21 protein-coding genes and 1 tRNA gene are annotated in these 19,410 nt (G+C 65.5%); 16 read left to right on the top strand and 6 right to left on the bottom strand.

The genetic code is table 11. The features are described from left to right. Positions 1–6: 6 nt before the first annotated feature. Positions 7–1,512, bottom strand: a complete 1,506-nt coding sequence (locus BB334_RS07510; protein WP_068806620.1) for a DEAD/DEAH box helicase — start codon at positions 1,510–1,512, stop codon at positions 7–9. Between the two features lie 113 nt (positions 1,513–1,625). Further along, positions 1,626–2,723: a 23S rRNA (cytidine(2498)-2'-O)-methyltransferase RlmM gene (rlmM, locus tag BB334_RS07505; protein ID WP_068806618.1), complete on the bottom strand. Its 1,098-nt coding sequence runs from the start codon at positions 2,721–2,723 to the stop codon at positions 1,626–1,628. A 136-nt stretch (positions 2,724–2,859) separates the two neighbouring features. Between rlmM and BB334_RS07500 the strand changes: the two genes are divergently transcribed. The 11 genes from BB334_RS07500 (at position 2,860) to BB334_RS07450 (ending at position 12,218) form a co-directional block, all read left to right on the top strand. Then, the gene (locus BB334_RS07500; RefSeq protein WP_068807909.1) at positions 2,860–3,897 is read left to right on the top strand and encodes an aldo/keto reductase; all 1,038 of its coding nucleotides are present in this window, start codon (positions 2,860–2,862) and stop codon (positions 3,895–3,897) included. A gap of 115 nt (positions 3,898–4,012) precedes the next feature. Beyond that, positions 4,013–5,287, top strand: coding sequence for an extracellular solute-binding protein (locus BB334_RS07495; RefSeq protein ID WP_068806615.1), 1,275 nt, complete (start codon positions 4,013–4,015; stop codon positions 5,285–5,287). A 79-nt stretch (positions 5,288–5,366) separates the two neighbouring features. Further along, positions 5,367–6,335, top strand: a complete 969-nt coding sequence (gene ispB / locus BB334_RS07490; RefSeq protein WP_068807906.1) for an octaprenyl diphosphate synthase — start codon at positions 5,367–5,369, stop codon at positions 6,333–6,335. A 28-nt stretch (positions 6,336–6,363) separates the two neighbouring features. Further along, positions 6,364–6,440, top strand: a tRNA-Pro gene (locus tag BB334_RS07485). A 299-nt stretch (positions 6,441–6,739) separates the two neighbouring features. Next, positions 6,740–8,170, top strand: a complete 1,431-nt coding sequence (gene ccoN, locus BB334_RS07480; protein WP_068806610.1) for a cytochrome-c oxidase, cbb3-type subunit I — start codon at positions 6,740–6,742, stop codon at positions 8,168–8,170. An 18-nt stretch (positions 8,171–8,188) separates the two neighbouring features. Continuing rightward, complete coding sequence (ccoO, locus tag BB334_RS07475; protein WP_068806606.1) at positions 8,189–8,821, top strand: cytochrome-c oxidase, cbb3-type subunit II; 633 nt, start codon at positions 8,189–8,191, stop codon at positions 8,819–8,821. 13 nt (positions 8,822–8,834) lie between these two features. Next, a complete protein-coding gene (locus BB334_RS07470) occupies positions 8,835–9,002 on the top strand; it encodes a CcoQ/FixQ family Cbb3-type cytochrome c oxidase assembly chaperone (RefSeq protein ID WP_068806603.1) in 168 nt (55 codons plus the stop codon). A gap of 12 nt (positions 9,003–9,014) precedes the next feature. After that, complete coding sequence (gene ccoP / locus BB334_RS07465; RefSeq protein WP_068806600.1) at positions 9,015–9,905, top strand: cytochrome-c oxidase, cbb3-type subunit III; 891 nt, start codon at positions 9,015–9,017, stop codon at positions 9,903–9,905. A gap of 100 nt (positions 9,906–10,005) precedes the next feature. Then, positions 10,006–11,430 carry a cytochrome c oxidase accessory protein CcoG gene (gene ccoG, locus BB334_RS07460; protein WP_068806597.1) on the top strand — a complete coding sequence of 475 codons (1,425 nt, stop codon included), beginning with the start codon at positions 10,006–10,008 and terminating at the stop codon, positions 11,428–11,430. A gap of 1 nt (position 11,431) precedes the next feature. Continuing rightward, entirely contained in the window at positions 11,432–11,944 is a 513-nt protein-coding gene (locus tag BB334_RS07455; protein WP_068806594.1) for a FixH family protein, read from the top strand. Between the two features lie 37 nt (positions 11,945–11,981). Beyond that, complete coding sequence (locus tag BB334_RS07450) at positions 11,982–12,218, top strand: hypothetical protein (protein WP_068806590.1); 237 nt, start codon at positions 11,982–11,984, stop codon at positions 12,216–12,218. Positions 12,219–12,280: 62 nt separating this feature from the next. Here the strand turns inward: BB334_RS07450 and BB334_RS07445 are convergent, their stop codons facing one another. Beyond that, positions 12,281–12,724 (bottom strand): universal stress protein, encoded by a 444-nt coding sequence (locus BB334_RS07445; protein WP_068806587.1) that lies wholly within the window; start codon positions 12,722–12,724, stop codon positions 12,281–12,283. Between the two features lie 123 nt (positions 12,725–12,847). Here BB334_RS07445 and BB334_RS07440 point away from each other — a divergent pair, with 123 nt between their 5' ends. Further along, positions 12,848–14,257: an MBL fold metallo-hydrolase RNA specificity domain-containing protein gene (locus BB334_RS07440; RefSeq protein ID WP_068806583.1), complete on the top strand. Its 1,410-nt coding sequence runs from the start codon at positions 12,848–12,850 to the stop codon at positions 14,255–14,257. Positions 14,258–14,272: 15 nt separating this feature from the next. Here the strand turns inward: BB334_RS07440 and BB334_RS07435 are convergent, their stop codons facing one another. Beyond that, positions 14,273–14,953 carry a Crp/Fnr family transcriptional regulator gene (locus BB334_RS07435; protein WP_068806580.1) on the bottom strand — a complete coding sequence of 227 codons (681 nt, stop codon included), beginning with the start codon at positions 14,951–14,953 and terminating at the stop codon, positions 14,273–14,275. 98 nt (positions 14,954–15,051) lie between these two features. Here BB334_RS07435 and BB334_RS07430 point away from each other — a divergent pair, with 98 nt between their 5' ends. Beyond that, a complete protein-coding gene (locus BB334_RS07430; protein ID WP_068806577.1) occupies positions 15,052–15,438 on the top strand; it encodes a SirB2 family protein in 387 nt (128 codons plus the stop codon). Positions 15,439–15,453: 15 nt separating this feature from the next. On the opposite strand, the gene fnr is transcribed toward BB334_RS07430, so the two are convergent. After that, a complete protein-coding gene (gene fnr / locus BB334_RS07425; RefSeq protein ID WP_068806574.1) occupies positions 15,454–16,194 on the bottom strand; it encodes a fumarate/nitrate reduction transcriptional regulator Fnr in 741 nt (246 codons plus the stop codon). A 128-nt stretch (positions 16,195–16,322) separates the two neighbouring features. On the opposite strand from fnr, the gene hemN reads away from it, so the two are divergent. Then, the gene (hemN, locus tag BB334_RS07420) at positions 16,323–17,714 is read left to right on the top strand and encodes an oxygen-independent coproporphyrinogen III oxidase (protein ID WP_068806571.1); all 1,392 of its coding nucleotides are present in this window, start codon (positions 16,323–16,325) and stop codon (positions 17,712–17,714) included. Positions 17,715–17,793: 79 nt separating this feature from the next. Continuing rightward, positions 17,794–18,507 (top strand): sulfite exporter TauE/SafE family protein, encoded by a 714-nt coding sequence (locus BB334_RS07415; protein WP_068806568.1) that lies wholly within the window; start codon positions 17,794–17,796, stop codon positions 18,505–18,507. 22 nt (positions 18,508–18,529) lie between these two features. Here BB334_RS07415 and BB334_RS07410 read toward each other — a convergent pair whose 3' ends face one another. After that, complete coding sequence (locus BB334_RS07410) at positions 18,530–18,940, bottom strand: MerR family transcriptional regulator (protein ID WP_068806565.1); 411 nt, start codon at positions 18,938–18,940, stop codon at positions 18,530–18,532. Positions 18,941–19,009: 69 nt separating this feature from the next. Between BB334_RS07410 and BB334_RS07405 the strand changes: the two genes are divergently transcribed. After that, positions 19,010–19,410 (top strand): cation transporter (locus BB334_RS07405; RefSeq protein WP_198531204.1); only part of this gene is annotated, 401 nt, incomplete at its 3' end.

The following is a 19,410-nucleotide window of genomic DNA, read 5'->3' as shown; positions in this document are numbered from 1 at the left end:
TGCCGCTTATTGCTGCGCGTCGGGCCGGCGGCCGAGGCCACCGAGCAGGACCGCGAGCGGGCGCTGATGCCGGCGCGAGTGCGGCGGCTTTCCACCGGCGCGCGCGCTCGGCTCGTCGGCGCTGCGCGCGACGGCCTCGGCGCTCGGCTGATACGGCTTGCTGAAGTCGAAGCCGTCGGCGGCGATGCTGGATTTGCCGCCGCGACGCCGGGGAGCGGCGGCGCGCTCCACTGCCGGCTTGGCTGCCGGTGCGGGGCGCGCGACGGCGGTGGATGCGGGCACCGCGGCGGGAGCGTCGCGACGGCTGCCGCCCTCCGAGCCCTGGCGGCGGCTCCGGCCGCCACGGCTGCCGGCTTCGAAGAAGTCAGGGTCGGGGTCGAAGCCGGGCACCACCTCGTGCGGAATCTCGAGCTTGATCAGCTTCTGGATCTCGCTCAGCCAGTGCTTCTCCTCCGCGCACACCAGCGACACCGCATTGCCCAGGTTGCCGGCGCGGCCGGTGCGACCGATCCGGTGCACGTAGTCCTCGGCGGTGTGCGGCAGCTCGAAGTTGATGACGTAGGGCAGGTCGTCGATGTCGAGGCCGCGCGCGGCGACGTCGGTGGCGACCAGCACGCGCAACCTGCCAGTCTTGAACGCCTCCAGCGTCTCGGTGCGCTGCTGCTGGCTCTTGTCGCCGTGGATCGCGTCGGCGGAGATGCCGCTGCGCTCCAGGAAGTGCGCCAGCCGGCTGCAGACCAGCTTGGTATCGACGAAGACCAGGGCCTGGGTGTCGGGCTTGTGGCGCAGCAGGTGCGCGAGCAGGTTGCGCTTCATGCCCGCCGACACCGGATGCACCACGTGCGTGATCGTCTCCGACACCATGTTGCGGCGCGCCACCTCGATCAGCTGCGGGTTCTTCAGCATCTGGTCGGCGAGCTTCTTGATCTCTTCCGAAAAGGTCGCCGAGAACAGCAGGCTCTGCCGGTTCGCCGGCAGCAGCGCGAGAATGCGCTTGATGTCGGGGATGAAGCCCATGTCGAGCATGCGGTCGGCCTCGTCCAGCACCAGCACTTCGACCTGACCGAGGTTGATCGACTTCTGCTCGACGTGGTCGAGGAGGCGGCCGGGGGTCGCGATCACGACCTCGATGCCGCGCCGCATCTCCGCCTGCTGGGGGCGGATATCGACCCCGCCGTAGAGGCAGATCGCGCGCAGCGGCAGGTGCTTGCTGTAGGTCTTGACCGACTCGTAGACCTGCATCGCCAGCTCGCGGGTCGGGGCGAGGATCAGCGCGCGGGTCTGGTGGCGGGCCGGCGAGGTGCTGGCGCTGGCGTGGCGCGCGATGCGATGCAGCAGCGGCAGGGTGAAGCCGGCGGTCTTGCCGGTGCCGGTCTGGGCGCCGCCCAGGACGTCATGGCCGGCGATGATGATCGGGATCGCCTGGCGCTGGATCGGTGTCGGTTCGCTGTAGCCGGCATCGGCGACAGCTTTCTGCAGTTCGGGAATGAGGCCGAGGTCGGCAAAGCTCATGGGGGCCTTTCTGGTTCCGCGTGACGCGCGAGGCGGCCGCGGAAAAATTGAAAAGGCGGATTATACACCCCTGCGGAAAACCGATTCATTACAGGGGTTTCGGTGCGCCGGCCTCAGCGCTTCAGGCTGAGATAGGCGGTGACCTCCTCGCGGTCGTGGTACAGGTGCTTGATGCGCAACTCGTAAGGGCCGACGCTGTTGAGGCGCTTGCGGATCAGCTCGCGGCACTGCTCGACCGCATCGAGCCGGCGCTTCATCGGCAGTTTCAGGTTGAATACCGCGTGTCGGCAGCGTCCGGTGGCGATCCATTCGGCCATCAGCGAGGCGATCCGGGAGGGCTGCTCGACCATGTCGCACACCATCCAGTCGACCGGTCGCGCCGGCCGCCAGGTGAAGCCGTCGGCGCGGACGTGCTCGACCATCTCGGTCGCCATGACGTTGTCGCGGAGCGGGCCGTTGTCGATCGCGGTCACGCGCAGTCCGCGCCCGACCAGCTGCCAGGTCCAGCCACCCGGCGCGGCGCCGAGATCGACCGCGCGCTGTCCGGCACGCAGCTGCTGTTCGCGCTCCTCGTCGGTCATGAGCGTGATGAAGGCTTCGGCGAGCTTGAGGGTCGAGCGGCTGGGGGCGTTGGTGGGCATGCGCAGGCGCGGAATCCCCATCGGCCAGGGCGCGACCATGCCGGGCAGGGCGGCGGCGAGCCAGGCGGTCTGCGCGTCGCTGAACAGCACGTGCAGCACCGGCAGTCCGGTGCGGCTGGTGCGCAGGGTCCCTGCCTTCTCCAGCTCGCGGCTCAGCGGTTCGGTGAAGCGCCGGCAGAAGCCCGAGCGCTGCTTGGCCTCGTCGGTGTCCGGCGTCTCGAGCAGGACCCCCGAGAAGCGCTGGCCGCTTGCCTTGACCGCGGCGACGATCGGCGTCGCACGGTCGCGTTCCGGCAGATCGTCCACCCGTGCGAACCAGGGCAGCAGCTGGCGGGCGAACACCGGGCGGCGCCAGTCGAGGGTCTCTTCCGGAATCTCGCGCAGCGGCACCGGTTCGAAACACGCGTAGACCACCAAGCCCGAGTCCGGGTCGGCGCGAACAAAGCCGATCATGCCGGCCTCGGCGGCGATGTCGTCGAGCTCGGCGGCGAGTTCCTTCTCGAAGCCGGCACGGCAATAGGCGATCAGGCCGGAAACGGCGAGCGAGGCGGCGGGTGCGGATTGAGTCATCGGATGGGGCGTTCTCGCGTTGAAGTATCATCGGACGTAACCCGCGATGATAAGCCGAGGTGGCGGCCCAGGCGAGGACGTTCGTGCGCAGCGCCAGCGCCACCGGTAAAGGAGAGGAGCGAAGATGAAGCGTGCGATGGAATACCGGCAGCTCGGCGAGGGCGGCCCCGAGGTCTCGGCGATCTGCCTGGGGACGATGACCTTCGGGCAGCAGAACACCGAGGCAGAAGCGCATGCCCAGCTCGATCATGCCTTCGAGCGGGGTGTCAATTTTTTCGACACCGCGGAAATGTATCCGGTGCCGGCGCGCGCGGAGACGAGCGGCGCGACCGAGCGCTTCGTCGGCAGCTGGCTCGCGCGCCAGCCGCGCGACAAGGTGATCCTGGCGACTAAGGTGGCCGGCCCGTCGCGCAACCTGGACTGGATCCGCGGCGGCCCACCCGCGCTCGATCGCGCGAATATCCGTGCGGCGGTCGAGGGCAGCCTGCGCCGGCTGCGCACCGAGTACATCGACCTCTATCAGCTGCACTGGCCGGCCCGCAACCAGCCGATGTTCGGCCAGTGGCAGTACGATCCCTCGCGGGAGCGCGAATCCACGCCCATTCGCGCGCAGCTCGAGGCGCTCGCCGAACTGGTGGAGGAAGGGAAGGTCCGTCGCATCGGACTCTCCAACGAGCATCCGTGGGGCGTGATGGAGTTCGTCCGCCTGGCCGAGGCGCACGGCCTGCCGCGCGTGGTGAGCACGCAAAATGCGTACAGCCTGATCAACCGGGTGTTCGAGTATGGCTTGCAGGAAGTCTGCCACCGCGAGCGGGTGGGCCTGCTGGCCTACTCGCCGCTCGCCTTCGGGCATCTCAGCGGCAAGTACCTCGCCGACCCAGCGGCCTCGGGACGCATCACGCTTTTCGAGAATTTCGGACAACGCTACGCCAAGCCGGGCGTCGTGCCGGCCAGCGAGGCCTATCAGGCGCTGGCGCGCAGCCGGGGCATGACGCCGACCGAACTCGCGCTGGGCTTCGTCTATTCCCGCAGCTTTGCCCTCAGCACGATCATCGGCGCGACATCGCTCGCTCAGCTCGAACAGAATCTGGCCGCCTGGGACTGCGTACCGGACGCGGAGCTGCTCCAGGCGATCGACGAAGTCCACCTGCGCTTCACGAATCCGGCGCCCTGAAGCGGGAGAGCGCGCTGTCGGCGTCAATTCCTTTCCATCTGCCGAGGGCGGCGGGACTATAATCGCGCGCCGCCTCGCCGTTGTCGCGGCACTTCAGATTGGTGCAAATAAATCCATGAATCAAAAGCGTTTCAAGAGTCTTGCGGCGAGCCTCGGGATCGGCTTGGGACTCGCGTTTTCGTTGCCGCTCGCGGCGGCGGCGAGCAAGCAGGCGACGGTGCAGGAAATCGGTCTGTATCACCGCCTTCCGGCGTCCAAGGCCGCGGCATTGACCGACTTGGTGGACCGCTTCAACGCACAGGGTGGCAAGGTGCGGGTTGTGCTGTCGGAACTGGACTGGCGCGCGCCGTCGGTTCCGCACCTGCTGATCCTCGAGGGCGACGAGGAAGAGGCCTTTCTCGTCGGCAAGCCCCGCTTCAAGCCCCTTCACGCGGTGATGAAGGAAGGTGGCGTGCCGCTGCAGACCTTGCGTCCGCCAGCGATGATGACGCGCACGCCGGTGGATGCGAAGGGCCGCCTGCTCGCATTGCCAGTCGGGCTATCCACCCCGGTGCTGTACCTGAACCGCGATGCCCTGCGCCGGGCCGGGGTCAATCCGGACGCGGCGGCGGTCGCGACCTGGTTCGGATTGCAGGACGTGCTCGGCCGCCTCGCCGACACCGGGCACGCCTGCCCCTATACCGTGGCCCAGCCGGGCCGGGTGATGGTCGAGAATCTCAGCGCCTGGCACAACCAGCCGGTTGCGGTGAAGCGCGGCAAGGCCGACGCGCCGTCCTTCAACGGGATGTTCCAGGTCAAGCACGTGGCGATGATGGCGAGCTGGTCGCGAGCGCGCTACCTGCACATGTTCGAGCGGGAGGCCGAGGCCGAGGAGCGCTTCGCTGCCGGCGAGTGCGCGGTGCTCGCCGCCCCCTCCGCGAGCTGGCCGGAGTTCCGCCGCAAGGGGGCCGTCGATGTCGGCGTGGTGCGGCTTCCTTATCACGAGGATTTCCCCGGCGCACCCCAGAACACCCTCGCCGACGGTCCGGCGCTGTGGGTCTCGGCCGGCAAGAAGGCAGCGGAGTACAAGGCAGTGGCACGTTTCGTCGGCTTCTGGCTGCAGCCCGAGAATCAGGTCGCCTGGCAGCGCGAGACCGGCTACCTGCCGCTCAACCGTGCCGGTCTGTTCGCCTCTGCGAGCGAGCTGCTCGGCGAGGACCTCGAGAACGTACGCGTGGCGGTGGGGCAACTGACGAACAAGCCGGTCACCGGGACCTCCGCCGCCCAGCCCGTGGTCGAGCGCGAGAAAGTGCGCCGCATCATCGACGAGGAACTGTCCGGTGTGTGGGCAGACACCAAGGCCGCCAAGGAAGCGCTGGACAAGGCGGTCGAGCGGGCGTCGGGTCGTTGATCACGCCCGCGCCCACCGCGGTTGACGGCGCTCGCCGCCGCCGCCTAACATCGCCGCTTTTCCAATGAGCGCCACCGTCTTGTCCGTCAAGCAGCTTTTTGCGCCGATCGCCGCCGACATGCAGGCGGTCGATGCGGTGATCCGCGACCGTCTGCACTCCGACGTGGTCCTGATCCGTCAGGTGGCGGAATACATCATCCACAGCGGCGGCAAGCGCCTGCGGCCGGCGCTCGTGCTGTTTGCTGCCGGCGCGACCGGCTACCACGGCACGCAGCACCACGAACTCGCGGCGGTGGTGGAATTCATTCACACGGCGACGCTGCTTCACGACGATGTCGTGGACGAATCCGAGCTGCGTCGCGGCAGGGAAACCGCGAACGCGCTGTTCGGCAATGCGGCCTCGGTGTTGGTGGGCGACTTCCTTTACTCGCGAACCTTCCAGATGATGGTCGAGACCGGGAACATGCGGGTGATGGAGGTTCTGTCCGAGGCGACCAATGTGATTGCCGAGGGCGAGGTCCTGCAGCTCCTGAACTGCCACGATGCCGATGTCGACGTGGAGGATTACCTCCGCGTGATCCGCTACAAGACGGCGAAATTGTTCGAGGCCGCAGCGCGGGTCGGCGGGATCGTCGCCGGGGTCGATCGCGACGTCGAAGACCGGCTCGGCGCCTTCGGAACCCACCTGGGGACTGCCTTTCAGCTGGTCGACGACGTGCTCGACTACTCGGCCGACGAGGCCGAGACAGGCAAGCATCTGGGCGACGACCTCGCCGAGGGCAAGCCCACTTTGCCTCTGATCCATGTGATGAAACACGGTACCGCCGAGCAGGCCGCCCTGGTGCGGCGGGCGATCGAGGAAGGCGGGCGGGACGATTTCGCCGCGGTGCTCGGGGCGATCCGCGCGACCGGTGCGCTCGAGGTGACGCGCACCCATGCGCGAGCCGAAGCGGACAAGGCGATCGAAGCGATTTCTTCACTTCCCGCTTCCATTTTCAAGAATGCGCTGCTACAATTGTCGGACTTTGCAGTTGAGAGAAATCATTAAGGTTTTTTCTCGAGAAAGCGGGTAGTGTCGGGGAATAGCTCAGCCTGGTAGAGCACTGCGTTCGGGACGCAGGGGCCGGAGGTTCGAATCCTCTTTCCCCGACCAATGAATTCAAGAAAGCCGTCCGTAATGGGCGGCTTTCTTGCGTCCACGCTGCGGCCTCTACTGGCGCCCGCAGCCGTGACCGCTCGTCCGACTGTTGCGGAGATGCAATTCAGGGCGGGATCCTGCCCCGAACCGGGGCATGTCGGCTTCCGCGTGGTGACACGCTGCAATACAATGTTGACTCAAGTCAAATTGGCCAGATGCTCGACAGGTAATCTTGCCGCGCTGACGATCCCGGGAATCTTCGGTGCCCCTGGGAGTGCGACACGATGGGTTTTTCAAACTAAGGGGTGACTTACATGCAATCGCAAGCGACTTATAACTATAAAGTCGTGCGCCAGTTCTCCATCATGACGGTGGTATGGGGTATCGTGGGCATGCTGGTCGGCGTCATCGCCGCGGCACAGCTCGTATGGCCCGAACTGAACGTGCACGAATTCCTGCATTTCGGCAGGATCCGTCCGCTGCACACCAACGCGGTGATCTTCGCGTTCGGTGGCTGTGCACTTTTCGCGACGTCCTACTACGTCGTCCAGCGCACCTGCCACACGCGGCTGTTCGCGCCCGGCCTTGCCGCCTTCACCTTCTGGGGCTGGCAACTGGTGATCGTGCTGGCGGCCATCACCCTGCCGCTCGGCTACACCTCCTCGAAGGAATACGCCGAGCTCGAGTGGCCGATCGACATCCTGATCGCGATCGTGTGGGTGTCCTACGCGATCGTGTTCTTCGGCACCATCGCGAAGCGCAAGGTGTCGCACATCTATGTCGCGAACTGGTTCTTCGGTGCCTTCATCATCACGGTCGCGCTGCTGCACATCGTCAATAGCGCCGCGATCCCGGTTTCCTGGACCGGCATGAAGTCTTACTCTGCCTATGCGGGCGTGCAGGACGCGATGGTCCAGTGGTGGTACGGCCACAATGCGGTCGGCTTCTTCCTGACCGCGGGCTTCCTCGGAATGATGTACTACTTCGTGCCGAAGCAGGCCGAGCGCCCGGTGTACTCGTATCGCCTGTCGGTGGTCCACTTCTGGGCCCTGATCTTCACCTACATGTGGGCGGGTCCGCACCACCTGCACTACACCGCGCTTCCCGACTGGACCCAGTCGGTCGGCATGATCTTCTCGCTGATTCTGCTCGCGCCCTCCTGGGGCGGCATGATCAACGGCATCATGACGCTGTCGGGCGCCTGGCATAAGCTGCGTACCGATCCGATCCTGAAGTTCCTCATCACCGCGCTGTCCTTCTACGGCATGTCGACCTTCGAAGGGCCGATGATGGCGGTGAAGACCGTGAATGCGCTGTCGCACTACACCGACTGGACCGTCGGCCACGTCCATTCCGGCGCGCTCGGCTGGGTGGCGATGATCTCGATCGGCTCGGTGTACTTCATGATTCCGCGGCTCTACGGCAGGACGGAGATGTACAGCATCAAGCTGGTCAACGCGCACTTCTGGATCGCGACGATCGGCGTCGTGCTCTACATCGCCTCGATGTGGATCGCCGGCGTGATGCAGGGCCTGATGTGGCGCGCGACCAACGCCGATGGCACGCTGACCTACTCCTTCGTCGAGAGCGTGAAGGCCAGCTACCCGTTCTGGACCATCCGTCTGGTCGGCGGCATCCTGTTCCTCACCGGCATGCTTCTCATGTTCTACAACATGGTGAAGACGATCGCCGGCCAGAAGGCCTATGACGCGCCGGTGCTCGCACCTGCGGCTGCCCACGCCTAAGCGGAGAGATTCGAGAAAATGGCTCAATCCAAGCACGAAAAAATCGAGCGCAACGTATTTCTGCTGATCGTGCTCACGCTGATGACGGTCAGCGTGGGCGGTCTGGTGGAAATCGTGCCGCTGTTCTTCCAGCACTCCACCATGAAGGCGATCGACCAGAAGGGGAACGAGCTTCAGGTCAAGCCGTACAGCCCGCTGCGCCTGGCTGGTCGCGACATCTACATCCGCGAGGGCTGCAGCAACTGCCACTCGCAGATGATCCGTCCGTTCCGCGCGGAGACCGAGCGCTACGGCCACTACTCGGTCGCCGGCGAGTCGATCTACGACCACCCCTTCCTGTGGGGTTCGAAGCGCACCGGCCCGGATCTGGCGCGTGTCGGCGGCCGCTACTCGGACGAGTGGCAGCGGGTCCACCTGATCAACCCGCGCGACGTCGTGCCCGAGTCGAACATGCCCGCCTTCCCCTGGCTCGATCGTCCGCTCAACGATGACATCCAGGCCAAGATGCGCGCGCTGAACAAGGTCGGGCAGCACAAGTACAGCGACGAGGAGATTGCCGCGGCACCGGCCGAGCTCGAGGGCATGACCGAACTCGACGCCGTGGTCGCCTATCTCCAGGGGCTGGGCCTCGCACTGCAGAACGTAAGGTAGGGAGGAGCGCGCCGTGGATATCAACGACATGAGGGTCATCGTCACCGTGGTGGCGTTCGCATGCTTTCTCGGGATCTGCCTCTGGGCCTACAGCAAGCACGCGAAGGCCGGCTTCGACGAAGCGGCGCGCCTGCCCCTGACCGACGACGACCTGCCGGCCGCCAGCGGCCGGCGCGAATGAGAAGGAAGACAAATGGCTGACTTTATCAGCGGTTTCTGGAACATGTATGTGATGGTCCTGGTGGTACTGTCCATCCTGTTCTGCGTCTATGTGCTTGCCTCGAACATGACCAAGCGCACCAAGGGGCCGGCCGAACTGCACGGGCACGTGTGGGACGAAACGCTCGCTGAATACAACAACCCGCTCCCGCGCTGGTGGCTGTACCTCTTCTGGGGCACCATCGTGTTCTCCGTGGCCTACCTCGTGATCTATCCCGGCTTCGGCGACCGTAACCAGCATCGGGGCCAGATCGCCCAGTACGAGGCGGAGATGCAGACGGCCGACGAGAAGTACGGTCCGATCTTCGCCAAGTACCGCGATATGGACCTGATGGCCGTGGCTGCCGATCCGGAGGCCAACGCTATGGGTCAGCGGCTGTTCCTGACCTATTGCGCGCAATGCCACGGCTCCGCTGCGCAGGGCGCGAAAGGCTTTCCCAACCTGACCGACGACGAATGGCAGTGGGGCGGCGAGCCCGAAGTGGTCAAGACCACGATCATGGAAGGCCGCATGGGGGTAATGACCCCGTTCGGCCAGGCGCTCGGCGCGGAGGGCGTGAAGGACGTCGCCAGCTATGTTCGATCGCTGACGGGTCTCGCCCATGATTCGCTGCGCGCGCAGCGTGGTGCGGAGCTGTTCGCCCAGCAATGCGTGGCCTGCCACGGCGCCGACGGCACCGGCAACCCGATGATGGGAGCCCCCAACCTGACCAACAAGAGCTGGCTGTACGGCTCGAGCGAGGCGACGATCATCGAGACCGTGACCCACGGTCGCACCAACCAGATGCCGGCCTTCGGTGACTTCCTCGGCGAGGACAAGGTTCATCTGCTTGCAGCTTACGTCCTGAGCCTGCCGAAGAAGTAAGCAAGACGCAAAGTCGGACCGCAGTATCATGCCCGGGAGGAGGGGGGCCTCCCGGGCTTCCATTTGAAGGTGGCAACAAGAATGGACAGGCATAGTTGACATGAGCAACACATCCCCGAAGCCGCAAGGCGCGGACGCCGACGCGTCGGCTCAGGACACCCTCTACGCATCCCGTCGCAAGCTCTATGTACGCGCGGTCAGCGGCATCTTCGACAACTGGCGCTGGGCGCTGGTGTGGATCACCCAGCTCATCTTCTATGGGCTTCCCTGGCTGCAGTGGAACGACCGTCAGGCCGTTCTCCTGCATCTCGTCGAGCGCAAGTTCTACATCTTCGGTTGGGTGTTCTGGCCGCAGGACGTCATCTTCCTGGCGCTGCTGCTGATCATCTCGGCCTACGCGCTGTTCTTCTTCACCGCCATCGCTGGTCGCCTCTGGTGCGGCTACGCCTGTCCGCAGACGGTCTATACCGAGATCTTCATGTGGATAGAGCGCAAGATCGAGGGCGACCACGTCAGGCGCCAGAAGCTTGACCAGGCGCCGATGAGTGGCGAGAAGGCGGCGCGGCGCGGCCTCAAGTTTCTCGCCTGGGGTTTGGTGGCACTGTGGACCGGCTTCACCTTCGTGGCCTACTTTTCCCCGCTTGAGGAACTGCTGCAGGCGGCAAGGACGCTCAGTTTCGGTCCGTGGGAACTGTTCTGGATCCTGTTCTACGGCGGATTCACCTATCTGTTCGCCGGTGTGATGCGCGAGCAGGTGTGCAAGTACATGTGCCCGTACGCGCGCTTCCAGGGCGTGATGTTCGATCCCGACACCTTGGTCATTACCTATGACGAGGGCCGCGGAGAACCGCGCGGGGCGCGCAAGAAGGGGATCGATCCCCGCTCGGTCAACAAGGGCGATTGCATCGACTGTGGCATCTGCGTTCAGGTCTGCCCGACCGGGATCGACATCCGCGACGGGCTGCAGTACGAGTGCATCGGCTGTGCCGCCTGTATCGATGCCTGCGACCAGGTGATGGACAGGATGAACTACCCGCGCGGCCTGATCCGCTACTCGACCGAGAATGCGATCAAGAAGCACTGGGGCGCCAAGGACATCCTCGTCCACGTGCTGCGCCCGCGCACGCTGATCTATGGCACGATCCTCGCGTTGCTATGCGCCGGCTTCGTCTGGGGACTCGCCACCCGCGAGCCGCTCCGTGTGGACGTGATCCGCGACCGCGCCGCGCTCGCGCGCGAGGTCGAGGGAGGGATGATCGAGAACGTCTACAGCCTGCAGGTAATGAACATGAGCGAGCAGGCGCGCAGCTTCCACTTCTCGGTATCCGGCCTGCCCGGCGTCACGGTCGACGGTGAGAACCTGATCGAGATCGGCCCGGCAGCGACGCAGTCGGTGACCTTGCGAGTCCTCGTCCCCTACGATTCGGGCAAGCCGGGCGCGAACCCCATCGAGTTCGAAGTGCGTGCCGACGACGATCCCTCGTTGTCGCTGCGCGAAGAAACCACTTTCCTTTTCCCGCGCTGACATGAGTACGACCTTGACCGACCGAGATACGAAACCCTGGTACAAGCACGGCTGGCCGTGGTTCCTGATGCTCTTTCCGGCGATCGCCGTGGTGGCGGGCACCATCACCCTGGTGATCGCCGTGCGGACCTTCGACGGGATGGTCGTCGACGACTACCAGAAGGAGGGCAGGGCGATCGTGCAGACGCTCGGACGTGCGGAGCATGCCCGCGAGCTCGGCCTCATTGCACGCCTGCAGGTCCGCAGCGAGTCGGTGCGGATCGACCTTTCTGCAGCCGACCGGGCGTCCTTGCCCGAAGGCGTGGTGCTGACGGTGGTCCACCCGACCCGCGATGGCTTCGATCAGGTCGTGCGCATGACCGGCGGGGACGGCGTTTTCGAAGCGCGGCTGGCGCCATTGTCGACCGGGCGCTGGTTGTTCCAGCTGGAAGACGAGTCGCGGAGCTGGCGCATGAACGGCGCGGCCTATCTCCCGACGGAGTCGGACATCCGCATCGATTATTCCGGCTCGTGATCGACATCAGCCCGGATCAGGCGAAAGGAGTGACGCAATGCTGAAATGGATACAGGTGCTCTGGCCTTCCTTTCTGATCGCAGCGGTAGCGGAAGCCGTGTTCTTCACCGTGATCGATCCGCAGGAGCTCTACCTGTTCGGCGAGCCGGTGGATTACAGCCGGATCGCGACCTATTCGATCGGCTTCCTCGGCTTCTGGCTGGTTTGCGCAGCGTCCAGCCTCAGCACGATCTTCCTCCAGCGACCGGCGAAGGAGATCAACCGGCGAACTTGAGTCCGCCGTAAAGGACGACGGCCCCTTCCGGGCCGTCGTCGCGTTCAGGGTGCGCTCGCGCTTCAACGATAGACCAGTACCGGCGTCTTGCTGTGGGTGAGCACCTTCTGCGTCTCGCTGCCCAGCAGCAGCCCGGCGATACCGCGCCGGCCATGCGAGGCCATGAAGATGAGGTCGCAGCCATGGCGGTCGGCGGCATCGATGATCGCCTCGTAGGGGACCTCGCTGACCACGCTATCGGTGTCTGCATTCACCCCTTCGGCATTGGCCATCTCCTTGGCCTTGGCGAGAATGCGGTCGGATTCCGCCGCCGCCGACTTGGCGAACTGTTCCGGGGTGGTCGGGTCGATCAGCGCGCCCTCGCCATAGATCGGCATCGGGAAGTCGGGCTGGGCATAGAAGAAGGTGATGCGGGCCCCGGTTTCCTTGGCGAGCGAGACGGCCCTGGCGACCGTTCCTTCGGAAAGGTCGGAGCCGTCGGTGGGAACGAGGAAGTGCTTGAACATGGCTTGTCTCCGATGCGCGATGGGTTCGTGATTCATTATAGCGACGACCGGCGCCGCTTCGGGCTTGACCGCAGTCAAGCATTGGGAGGATAAGGGGAACATTACCATCGCGAAGGATGTGCCATGCAACTCACATTCCTCGGCGCGGCGGGCGAGGTCACCGGATCGTGCACCCGCGTCGATCACGATCATGGCAGCTTCCTGGTCGATTGCGGCATGTTCCAGGGTGGGCGCGAGGCCGACGCGAAGAATTTCCGCGCATTCGATTTCGACCTCCGCGAGATCGACTTCGTTCTCCTCACCCATGCCCACCTCGACCACTCCGGCCTGATTCCGCGACTCGTCGCCCTTGGCTATCGTGGCCCGATCTATGCCACTGAAGCGACGGTCGAACTCTTGGGCGTGATGTTGCTCGATTCGGGTTTCATTCAGGAGAAGGAGGCGGAGTGGGCGAACCGGCAGGAGCGCGCGCGTCGCAGCCGGCGCGGCTGGAGTGCGGTGCCGCTCTATACGGTCGAGCAGGCGCGCGCCAGCCTCGGCAGCTTGCGTCCGGTCGCGTATGACGAGACGGTGCATCCGGGGGCGGGGATCCGCTGCCGCTTCCGCGATGCGGGGCACATCCTGGGCTCGGCGATCATCGAGATCGACCTCGATGCCGGCGGCGCCGAGCACCGACTCGTGTTCTCGGGCGATCTCGGACAGCCGATGCGCCCGGTGTTGTGTGACCCGGTGCGGGTCGAGCGCGCGGACGTCCTGTGCATCGAATCGACCTATGGCAACCGGCTTCACCGTCCGATCGACGAGACCTGCGACGAGCTGGTCGCCATCCTCAACGACACCCTGTTTCGCCGTCGCGGCAACGTGATCATTCCCGCGTTTGCGGTCGGTCGAACGCAGGAAATGCTTTTCCTGCTCGCCGAGCTGGTGCGTGACGGGCGGGTCGAACGCCTTGAGGTGGTGGTCGATTCGCCGATGGCGGCGGCGGTGACCGAGCTGACTGCCCGCTTCGAGCGGCTGTGGGACGACGAGACGCGTGAACTCTACCGCTGGTTCATGGCGGGCACGGACCGCTTCAAGCTCAGGCTGGTGGCCGACGTCGAGGAGTCGATGGCCCTCAACGAACAGAGCGAAGGCCTGGTGATCATCTCCGCGAGCGGCATGTGTGACGCGGGTCGCATCAAGCATCACCTGCGGCATAACATCGACCGCCCGCAGAATGCGATCGTGATCGTCGGCTTCCAGGCAGCGGGCACCCTCGGACGGCGACTGGTCGACGGGGCGCGGCACGTCACCCTGTTCGGCACGCGGCTGCCGGTGAGGGCCTCGATCCATACGATCGGCGGGCTGTCGGCCCACGCCGACCAGGCCGCGCTCATCGAATGGATGCGTCACATCCAGCCCCCGCCGCAGCACACCTTCGTGATGCATGGTGAGGCGGAAACCGCGGCGAGCTTCGCGAAAACGGTGAGCGAGCGCCTCGGCTGGCGTTCGGTGAAAGTGGCCGCCGCCGGCCAGCCGTGGCGGCTGCCCTGACCGAAGCGGGCGGATTCAGCCCTGGTGACGCGACAGGCGAAGCGGGTCGTGCAGGGTGATGCGCTTGCCGTGCACCGTGATGAGGCCGCTCTCGGAAAGGTCGTGAAAGATGCGGGAGAGCGTCTCGGGCGAGAGATTAAGGCGGGAGGCGATCACCTGCTTGCTCGTCGGCAGCGCGATATCGCAGGGGGCGTCGCCCTCCGCCTGCTGCAGCAGGTAGCCGATCACCCGCTGGGTGCTCGAACGCAGCGAGTAGGTCTCGACATCCTGGATCAGGCCGTGCAGGCGGATCGCCATGCCGGCCAGCAGCTTCTTGGAGAAACTCGGATCCTGCTCGATCAGTTCGGTGACGACCGCCTGGCCGATATGCAGGAGACGGGTTTCGGCAAGCGCTTCCGCAAACACCGGGTAGGGGTGCTCGAGGAACAGCACCGCCTCGCCGAAGCTCTGCATCGGGCCGATGATCTCCACCACCTTCTCCGTGCCCTGGGGTGAGGAGAAGGCGAGCTTGATCTGGCCGCTGATGACGAAATAGAACCCGTGCGGGTGGTCGCCGCGCTGAAACAGGACCTCGCCGCGTGCCAGCACGCGCTCGCGCGCGTAGCGGGTGACGCGCTCGATGTCACTGTCGGTGAGTTCGCCGAAAAGCGGTATCCTCCGCACCAGGGAGGGGATATCGGCGTTGTGCGCTGGCATCGGGGATTCACTCCTGTGTTTCTTGACTGACATCAATTCTAGCGCGCTGCGGCGCATCGACCGCTTCGGCGGTGCGCCGCGGACGGACGATTCGTTCCATGTACCTAGCGATCAAGCACCTCCACGTCACCTGCGTCGTTCTCAGCGCAGCCGGCTTCCTGCTGCGCGGCTTCTGGATGCTGAGCGGCAGCGCGCTGCTGCGGCACCGCCTCACCCGCGTGCTGCCGCACCTCGTCGACACTTTCCTGCTGGGCAGTGCGATCGCGCTGGCGGTGATGATCGGACAGTATCCGTTCGAGGCCGGCTGGGTCACGGCGAAGGTGCTCGGCCTGCTCGCCTACATCCTGCTAGGCACCGTCGCGTTGAAGCGGGGGCGCACCCTCGCGGTGCGCCTTGCAGCCTTCGGGGCGGCCGTCCTCACCTATGCGTGGATCGTGTCGGTCGCGCTGACGAAGGATGTCGCCGGCTTCCTCAGCATTGTCTGAGCGGCTGCCGCCGGCTCAGCGCCCGCCTGCCTGGTGCTGGAGGATCTTCTTCAGGCGTCCCGGGTCGAGGATCCGGATGTGCTTCTGCTGCACGGCGACGATGCCTTCCTCCTGGAAGCGGGAGAAGGCGCGCGACACCGTCTCGAGTTTCAGGCCGAGATAGGAGCCGATCTCCTCGCGCGTCATCCGTAGATTGAACTCGGCGGCGGAGAAGCCGCGCGCGGTGAAGCGCTGCGAGAGGTTGAGCAGGAAGGCGGCAAGCCGCTCCTCTGCGCGCATCGAGCCCAGCAACATCATCACGCCATGGTCGCGCACGATCTCGCGACTCATGACCTTGTGGAACTGGTGCTGGAGTCCCTCGACCTCTCGTGACAGTTCCTCGAGTCGCGCGTAGCCGATCACGCACACTTCGCTGTCCTCGAGCGCGACCGCATTGCAGGAATGGCTCTCGGCGCTGATGCCGTCCAGGCCGAGAATCTCGCCGGTCATCTGGAAGCCGGTGACCTGCTCGCGGCCGTCCTCGAGCAGCACGTCGGTCTTGAACGAGCCGGCGCGAATGGCGTAGATCGCCTCGAAGGGATCGCCGGCACGGTAGAGGTTCTGCTGGCGCTTGATCTTGCGGCGCGCGCCGACGAGGTCGTCCAGGCGGTTCAACTCATGCTCGGACATCCCGAACGGCAGGCACAGCTCCAGCAGGTTACACTGCGAACAAGCCGACTTCAGGCCGTTCACAGTGACGGGCACTGTCACCTTCATTTGCACGTCGCTCTCGCTCCCTTGTCCGTTCATGACGATCCGGGCCGCCGGGGCGCGCCGTTGATCCACGTCAACCACATCAATAAGTCGATCTGCCATTGTTCGGCTCACGTAACCGCACCACGACCATGACCAGCCAGACCGATCTCATTTTCGACCCGCAACTCATCCGCCGCTTCGACATCAACGGGCCGCGCTATACGTCGTATCCGACGGCAGACCGTTTCGTCGAGGCCTTCAACGCGGATGCGTTGAAGCACTGGCTGGCCAACCGATCCGTTGGAGGCGTGAGCAAACCGCTTTCATTATACTTCCACATCCCCTTCTGTAACACGATCTGCTACTACTGCGCCTGCAACAAGATCATCACCAAGGACCACGGGCGCTCTGCCAAGTACCTGAAATATCTGGCGAAAGAGATCGCGATGCAGGCGGCCTGCCTGGAGGGCAGTCGGCAGGCGACCCAGCTACACCTCGGGGGCGGCACGCCCACCTTCCTGTCGCACGACGAGATGCGCGAGCTGATGGATTCGGTGCGCGAGCACTTCACGCTGGTGCCCAACGGCGAGTATTCGATCGAGGTCGACCCGCGCAAGGTCGATTTCGACACGGTCGAGCTGCTCGCCCAGCTCGGCTTCAACCGCATGAGCGTCGGCGTGCAGGATTTCGCCGAGGACGTGCAGCAGGCGGTGAACCGCATCCAGAGTTACGACGAGACCAAGCTCGTCATCGACGCGGCGCGCGCCAACGGCTTCAAGTCCGTCAGCCTCGACCTGATCTACGGCCTGCCGCGGCAGAACGTGATCAGCTTCAACCGTACCCTGGAGCAGGTGCTCGAGATCTCGCCCGACCGCATCTCGCTCTACAGCTATGCCCACCTGCCCGGGCTGTTCAAGCCGCAGCGCCGGATCTCGGTCAACGACATGCCGAGCGCCGACACCAAGCTGCAGCTGTTGCAGCTCGGCATTCGTCGCCTCACCGAGGCCGGCTACGTCTATATCGGCATGGACCACTTCGCGAAGCCCGACGACGAGCTCACGATCGCCCAGCGTCAGGGCCGGTTGCACCGCAACTTCCAGGGCTATTCCACGCATGCGGAGTGCGACATGCTGTCGTTCGGCGTCTCCGCGATCGCGAAGATCGGACCGATCTACTCGCAGAACGTGAAGACGCTCGACGAGTACTACGACGCCCTCGACCGCGATGAGCTGCCGGTGCTGCGCGGCATCGAACTCACGCCCGACGACCTGCTGCGCCGCGCGGTCATCCAGGCGCTGATGTGCCATTTCGAGCTGTCGATGCAGTCCTTCGAGATCGCCCACCTGATCGACTTCCGCGAATATTTCGCCGCCGAGCTCGCCGACCTGAAGGAGATGGAGGCCGCCGGGCTGGTGAAGGTCGACGGCGACTGGATCAGCGTGCAGCCGGCCGGGCGCCTGCTGGTGCGCGGGATCGCGATGGTGTTCGATCGCTACCTGCGGTCCGATCGTGAGCGCGCACGCTACTCCCGGGTGATCTGAGCGGACCCGGGCTGCGCCCTCTTGCGGTGCAGCGTAGAATGAGTCTCTTCTCAATCGGCCCCACGCCCATGGAATCACGATGTTCGAAACGGGCTATCTCGCCGTCTTCCTGATCGGTTTGCTCGGCGGCACCCACTGCGTGTCGATGTGCGGCGGTATCGTCGGCGCGCTCAGCGTGCAGATTCATCCTGCGGACGCCAGCCGGCGCCAGTGGCCGATCCATCTCTCGTACAACCTCGGTCGCATCACCACCTACACCGCGCTCGGCGGCCTGCTGGGCGCGCTCGGCTCGGTCGGCATGCTCTACGACGGCATGCTGCCGGTGCAGATGACCCTGTACGTCCTCGCGAACCTGATGCTGGTCGCGCTCGGTCTCTACCTCACCGGCTTCACCCGGCTGCTCGCTCCGATCGAGCGCGCAGGTCATCATCTATGGCGCAGGATCCAGCCGGCGACGCGTCGCTTCCTGCCCGCGCGATCGGTGAAGCAGGCACTGCCGCTCGGCCTGTTGTGGGGCTTCCTGCCCTGCGGGCTGGTGTATTCGGTGCTGGCGACGGCGCTGGTGACCGGTTCCGCCACGCGCGGTGCGGGCCTCATGCTTGCGTTCGGTCTCGGCACCCTGCCCAACCTGATGCTCGCGGGCATGGTCTTCAAGCGCTTCCGCGACCTTACCCGCAACAGCAAGGTGCGCTTCGCGTCCGGCCTGCTGGTGCTCGGGTTCGGCGTGTTCGGCCTGTACCACGCGCCGACTCTCGGCGGACAGCTGTGGAACGGCGTGCTGTGCGTGACCTGAGCGCCGCGCGCACCCCGACGCGCTAGTCGTTCGAAAGCGCCCGCAGGATCGGGCACGGCGAGGGCGCGCTGGTGTGGCGGCAGCAATCCACCAGCTCGGCGAGCGCGTCGCGCATCTCCTCCAACTGGCGGATGCGTGAATCGATCAGCGCGATCTTGGCCTGCGCCGCCTCGCGCGCGTGCTCGCGGTCGCGGTCCGCGTTGAGCGCGAGCAGGCCGTCGATCTCCTCCAGCGAAAAGCCGAGTTGCTGGGCGCGGCGGATTGCGCGCAGGCGGGCGAGCTCGGCCTCGCCATACACCCGATAGGCGCCGCGCGTCTGCTGCGGCTCGGCGAGCAGCCCGCGACGCTGGTAGTAACGTACCGTTTCCACGCCGACCCCCGCTCGGCGCGCCAGCGCGCCGATCGTGAATTCGCCCGTCTTTTCTTTGTCCATGGGTTGACTCCGTACTTGAGTACGGGGTTTACACTGCGCTTCACTCAGGAATCCCGCAAGGGGGCGACCATGCAGAAAAAGGATTCGGAAGGCCGGCGGCAGGATGAGCTCGACACGCTGGAACTCGCGATCGAGGGAATGACCTGCGCCGCCTGCTCGACCCGGCTCGAGAAGGTGCTCAACCGCTTGCCGGGCGTCGAGGCCAGCGTCAACCTTGCCACCGAGCGCGCCACCCTGCGTTTCGCACCCGGGGCGCTGAGCGTTGATGCCGCCGCCGCGGCAGTCGAGCGTGCGGGCTTCCGCGCCATCGAAGCCTCTGCGCGCGCCCGCGAGGAGGCGCGCGCCAGGCATGCGCAGGAGTGGCGGCGGGAACTGCGTCATTTCTGGATTGCAGCGCTGCTCACGCTGCCGCTGGCGGCACAGATGCCGGCGATGTTCGGCGGGGGATGGGCGGCCGAGGGCCATCATGA

This window comes from Thauera phenolivorans, assembly GCF_001696715.1.
Classification (GTDB): domain Bacteria; phylum Pseudomonadota; class Gammaproteobacteria; order Burkholderiales; family Rhodocyclaceae; genus Thauera; species Thauera phenolivorans.
This window is presented reverse-complemented; position numbering and strand designations above follow the sequence as displayed.